The sequence below is a fragment of the Finegoldia sp. genome (genome assembly GCF_046991905.1).
Lineage (GTDB): Bacteria > Bacillota > Clostridia > Tissierellales > Peptoniphilaceae > Finegoldia.
Map to the genome: position 1 here is coordinate 1 of NZ_JBKWZF010000080.1, position 5,551 is coordinate 5,551.

A 5,551-nucleotide genomic window follows, 5' to 3' on the forward strand; every position below is an offset into this window, starting at 1 on the left:
TTTCAGACAAGATGTTATTTGACGACGAAGAAAAGATGAATGAGGCACACTTAAAGCTTGATCAAAAACTTGAAAGTGTATCTGATCGAATTGCAAGGTTAAACAAAGATAAAAACGCAGGTGCCGATACAGTGGCACGAAGTGTCGGCATGTCTGCTTTAGCTTTAAGGGCATCTAAGAAAAGAAAGCAGTATGCGTCTCGTTTAAAAAATGATGAATCGTCCATGATCCATAAGGTTAAGGAGCATAAGTTTAATATTGAGGACGAAGCGACTAAGCGAGTCGATCAATTGAACGCAGATAGAAATATGGCAGTTGAGACCGCCAATAAGACAGCTAAAGCAGCTTCCAAGGCAAAGAAAGCTAACAAAAAAGCTAACCAAGCTTACCAAAAAGCTAGAAACAAGAAAAAAGCGAGAGAAGCATATTTAGAATCAAAAGGCACAACGTCAAACTCACTATCCATAAAAGAGAGAATAAGCAATGCGGTGAAGAATCCCGGTCAAGCGATAAAAAAGGTCGGTGAAAAAGGGGGAATAAAAATTTTTGCCCTAGGTATTATCATCGTGCTGCTTATTTTTGTGCTTTTTTCGTGTGTATCCTCGTCTCTGGTAGGTATCACCTATTTAGGCAACACCTCCTATCTTGCCGAATTTATCGACGTTACAGAGGCAGATAAGTACTATATGAAACAAGAGGCAGAACTGCAGTGGGAGATTCAAAATATAGAAAGAGTCTATCCGGGATTCGATGAATATATCGTCCAAGACGATGCCATCGGTCACGATCCCCATTTGCTTATTGCTTATCTCACCGTAAAATATGAAGACTTCAAACTGAAAGATGTTACCGGTGAACTTGATAGTATTTTTAAAGAACAATATCAATATAATGTCGTCAAGAGAACAGAAGTACGCTATCGCCGTAATGGCAGCCCATACTTGTATAAGATTTTAGAGGCAACTCTATATACTAATGATTTAGAAACAGTACTTCGATCTCGTCTGGGAGGAGAAGATTTCACAGGAGAGATTGGCGATTTCGGAAATGGTCAATTTGCACAGCCTTTAAAGAACATGAGTATTTCTTCTCGTTTCGGACCTCGAAGGGCACCGGTACCTGGAGCTAGTACCTATCACAGAGGGGTGGACTTTAGAGCTTCAATAGGCACACCAGTTTATGCTTCTGAAGCAGGTAAAGTTGTAACAAACAAATTCAATCGCTTCCGTGGTTGGTATATTGTTGTGGACCATGGTGGTGGTCTAAGAAGCTTATACCAACACTTAAATGGTAGGGCTCCTAAACCGGTAGGTTCAAGTGTTCAGCGTGGAGAGCTCATCGCCCACACAGGAAAAAGTGGGATCGGTTCAGGTCCACATTTACATTATGAAGTTCATGTCAATGGCAAGCCCGTCAATCCGCTACCTTTTATTCAAGGCAATGGAAGGCGTAAGCCAAAGCCCAAACCTAATCCACCGTTAACGCCGCCACCTTCGACTCCAGAAATCTCTGGTGGTTCAGGAGACTCAGACAAAGTAACAGACCTTGAAAAGTTCGATATTTATATGGAATCTAAAGGTAACTTCATGCTCTTTGAATCTCCTATAGAAAGTGATTGGAAGGGCAAGATATCACGAATGTTCGGTTGGAACGTTATAAACAATAAGGTTACCCTTTATAATTGGTTAGATATTAATGCCGGAGGTGGAAAGGTAATTGCCGTAAATAACGGTACCGTATCTTCAAGCAGTGACGGATTAACTTTAACCGACGACACAGGATGGAAAATTAAATATAAAGGAGTTAGCCCGACAAAGAGCGGAAAAGTAAAAATTGGCGATCAAATCGGAACAGCGTCTGGAAAGCTATCTATTCAGATTATTAATGACCAAAATCAAATATTAAATCCCTACTTTCATCTATGGTCGGAAAGTGGTCAGGTTCAATACAAAATGTACAATCCACGACCTAATACCAATATAGGCTCTCTTGATTTCAGCTCCGGAGGAGGTTGGGGTCAAGGCGGAGCTATGCCCAGTGAGGCTCAGCCAATAGGTGATTATTTTATAGCGACTGCTTATACTCCTGATCCTAAAGAAAATGGAGGTTACAGTGGAACTGCCATGGGAACAAAGCTTGTTCGTGGTGTAGTGGCAGTGGATCCTAAAGTAATTCCATTAGGAAGCGTCCTTTGGGTAGAAGGGTATGGTGTCTGCCGTGCAGAAGATACAGGTGGAGCTATTAAAGGCAAACGCCTTGATTTGCTATTCGAAACTAAAAAAGAAGCCTACAATTGGGGGCGTCGAAAAGTACGTGTAGCTATACTTCCAAAAGGCTATAAGCCTACAGGCAATGGAGGAAATGTCAGTGAACGACGAATTTCGATTTTAAAAGAAGCACAACGTTATGGAGGAGTACCTTATGTTTGGGGCGGAACGAGCCCTAGAGGTTTTGACTGTAGTGGCTTTATACACTACGTATATAAACAAAAAGGTATTAATATCCCAAGAGAAACAGTATCTCTATACAATGGCGCTAGAAAAGTATCTGCGGAGCAAGCAAAACCTGGCGATATTGTGTTCTTCCATAGAACTTACAATACCAGTAAGCCAATTTCTCACGTCGGCATCTATATTGGTAATGGGAAGATGATCCATGCTTCAACTCGGGGTGTAAGAGAGGCGGATTTAAATTCAAGGTATTGGAGAAGTAAACTTGTAGGATTCGGAAGTTATTTACCGTAAAAGGAGACAAAATGACAATTGAAAGAGTGCTAAAAAAGAAAACGAAGATTCAAAAACTCGAATCAAAGATTGCTGATATGCAAGAAGAGTTAGAAAAATTAAATGATGAATACTATGCCAATCTCGGCAAGGAAGTTGAAGAATTGTTTGTTGAAAAGGAACTAGATCTAAAAGATTTAGTTCCTTTATTAAATATGATGGAATCTTCTGATGAAGCATATGAAGTAAACGAAGAAGGAGGCGAAGATGAGATCGCAAATTAAAAAAGGACTTATTCTTTGTTTAAGTATGATACTGCTAACAAAGCCGATTTATGCAAGTAATTCGGATATAGCTGATAAATTAAAGCTATATAATAATCCGTCACAAAACCGTTATATAGAGAATAAATTGAGACCGGAAGCAAAAAAACAACAACCAAGGGCTAATAAGCAAACGACAGTGAAGCCCGCACCGGCAAAAAAACAAGCGGTTACTCCAAAAAAGGTGGCACCACAATCCCCGAAAAAATCAACGACACCTGCGACTACACCTGCTCCTCCGACAAGTCAAGTAGAACAACCTCAACAGGTTAAGCCTGAGGCGGAAACGACACCAGAAAAAGAAGCTACACCGCCGGTAGCTAAACCTGAAGAGAAAAAACCTGATACACAACAGTTTATAAAATTTCGAGCTACAAATGGGAAATTGTATTACCTCGTAACTACGAGAAATCCCGACACAGGCGAAATAATTGATTCTGAACTGTTTAGCGAGCTTTCTGAAGATCGTTTGAAAGTAATGAGTGGTGAAGATTTAGATCAAGAAGAAAGAGAGCGGGAAGAGGAAGAAAAACGTCGGCAAGAAGAACTTGAGCGTCAACGTATTGAAGATGAGAAAGAGAAAAAAGAAGAACTACCAGAGAAAAAAGGTAATGGTGGGACGATCTTTCTTGTCATTTTAGTTCTTGTTGGTGTAATAGTAGCTAAACGCTTTAAAGATCAAAAAAAACAACACGAAGAGTTTGATGATGATGGATTTGATGATGACGACGATGATGGCGAATTTTATGAGGACTATGATGTAGATTACGATGAAAACGGTGATACTGAATTATTTGAAATCGATCAAAGTCTATTAGAAGAAAGAGAGGATCAAGATGAAGAATAAGCTGAAAATAGTAGCAATGGCTTTGTGTTTTCTAAGTATTTCTTCACAGGCCTTTGCTACTGCGAGCTCAAATATAAATGAACACGGTGTAGATGTGAAGGAAGAAATGATAATTAATTCTGATGCTGCTAATTATCAAGAAAATCAAGAACAGAATAAAAAAATTGTTCCGTTTGATCCCTCTAAAAAAGATGATATTCACGAGTCGAGAGGTCGAATCATAATGAATGTCGATCAGAAGGGAAATGACTTTAACTCAAGAGGTAATAAATTTGATTTAAGTCCGTTCACAACGGCTAACGGTACGAGTTTAAAATTGTTAGTAAATTACGACGAATATAGTGAAGATGTAGTATTACTGGGTACAACAGACGAGCAAGAACTTGCAAGTATGACTAAAAATTTAACGGAAGAGACTCGAGAAAGAGAGAAGGAAAAAGAGCGATTTGAACAGGAAAATCGAAAGCTTCAGGAAGAAAGCAGAGAAAAAGATCTTAAAGAAAAGAGATTAGAAAAAGAAAAGAAGAAACAAATGAGGCGAATGCTTTTATTGCCTATCATTTTAGCTGGTGTGGCAGTAGCTCTAGTCCTAAAGTATTTAGAAAAAAAGAAAAAAGCTAATGATGAAGGATTAGGGGATGAAGCTGAAGGTGAATTTTTAGATACAGAAGATGAATATGATGAGTCTGAAGAATTTTATGATGAAGAGTAAGGAGGGAAGATGTGAAGTTAATTATTGCAGAAAAACCCTCTGTAGCTAAGACGATAGCAAAAGTGATAGGAAGTAGCCGTAACTACAATGGTTATCTTGAGTGCGGTGATTATATAGTTACTTGGTGTATCGGACACTTGATATCATTAGCAGTACCTGAAGACTATTGTGATTCATGGTCAAAATGGGATCTAAAAACCTTGCCCATGATACCTGATCAATGGAAACTTAATATTATTCCAGGTACACAAAAACAATTTAAAGTAGTGAAAGAGCTTTTAAACAAACGGGAAGTTGACGAAGTCATTTGTGCAACAGATGCGGGACGGGAAGGAGAACTTATTTTCAGGCTCGTATACGCTAAAGCAAAGTGTTCTAAGCCGATTAAAAGGCTATGGGTATCTTCCCTCGAAGATAAAGCTATAAAGGAAGGTTTAGAAAATCTAAGAGATGGAAGCGAGTTTCAATCCCTCTACCAATCAGCAATGGCAAGAGCAAAAGCAGACTGGTTAGTGGGGATGAATTATACACGCCTGTATACAGTAGGTTATTCTGAAAAACTAACAATTGGTAGAGTGCAAACGCCAACGGTTTCTATGGTAGTCGAACGAGATAACGCAATTAAAAACTTCGTAAGATCGAAATACTATGAGATAAAAGTACAGACGATCAAGAACAATCAAGAAATTATCTTCAACTCCATTAATCAATGGGAGAATAAAGAAGACGTACCTGGTGATCTGGGGAGACAAATCATAATTACTAGTTATATTGAAGATCAAAAGAAAACTTCAGCTCCTCGGCTTCACGATTTAACGAGTTTACAAAAAACAGCTAATCAAGTGTATGGTTTTACGGCTCAGCAGACCTTAGATTACGCACAGAGTTTATACGAGAAGAAGCTTATAACTTATCCAAGAACAGATTCCCGTTATTTAAATGAAAG

The 5,551-nt window shown here is 38.8% G+C and carries 5 protein-coding genes; all 5 read left to right on the forward strand.

Annotation, left to right across the window (positions count from 1 at the left end; translation table 11 throughout):
• Nucleotides 1-2,744: CD1108 family mobile element protein (locus ACLUJM_RS12515; protein ID WP_412412946.1), on the forward strand; the 2,744-nt coding region annotated here is incomplete at its 5' end.
• A gap of 11 nt (nucleotides 2,745-2,755) precedes the next feature.
• Nucleotides 2,756-3,007, forward strand: a complete 252-nt coding sequence (locus ACLUJM_RS12520) for a hypothetical protein (RefSeq protein WP_296154504.1) — start codon at nucleotides 2,756-2,758, stop codon at nucleotides 3,005-3,007.
• Complete coding sequence (locus ACLUJM_RS12525; RefSeq protein ID WP_296154506.1) at nucleotides 2,991-3,893, forward strand: hypothetical protein; 903 nt, start codon at nucleotides 2,991-2,993, stop codon at nucleotides 3,891-3,893. The genes ACLUJM_RS12520 and ACLUJM_RS12525 overlap by 17 nt, the downstream gene beginning before the upstream one ends.
• Complete coding sequence (locus ACLUJM_RS12530) at nucleotides 3,883-4,605, forward strand: hypothetical protein (RefSeq protein ID WP_412412947.1); 723 nt, start codon at nucleotides 3,883-3,885, stop codon at nucleotides 4,603-4,605. The genes ACLUJM_RS12525 and ACLUJM_RS12530 overlap by 11 nt, the downstream gene beginning before the upstream one ends.
• A gap of 11 nt (nucleotides 4,606-4,616) precedes the next feature.
• Nucleotides 4,617-5,551, forward strand: a 935-nt coding sequence (locus ACLUJM_RS12535; protein ID WP_412412948.1) for a DNA topoisomerase, incomplete at its 3' end; no start/stop codon positions are given.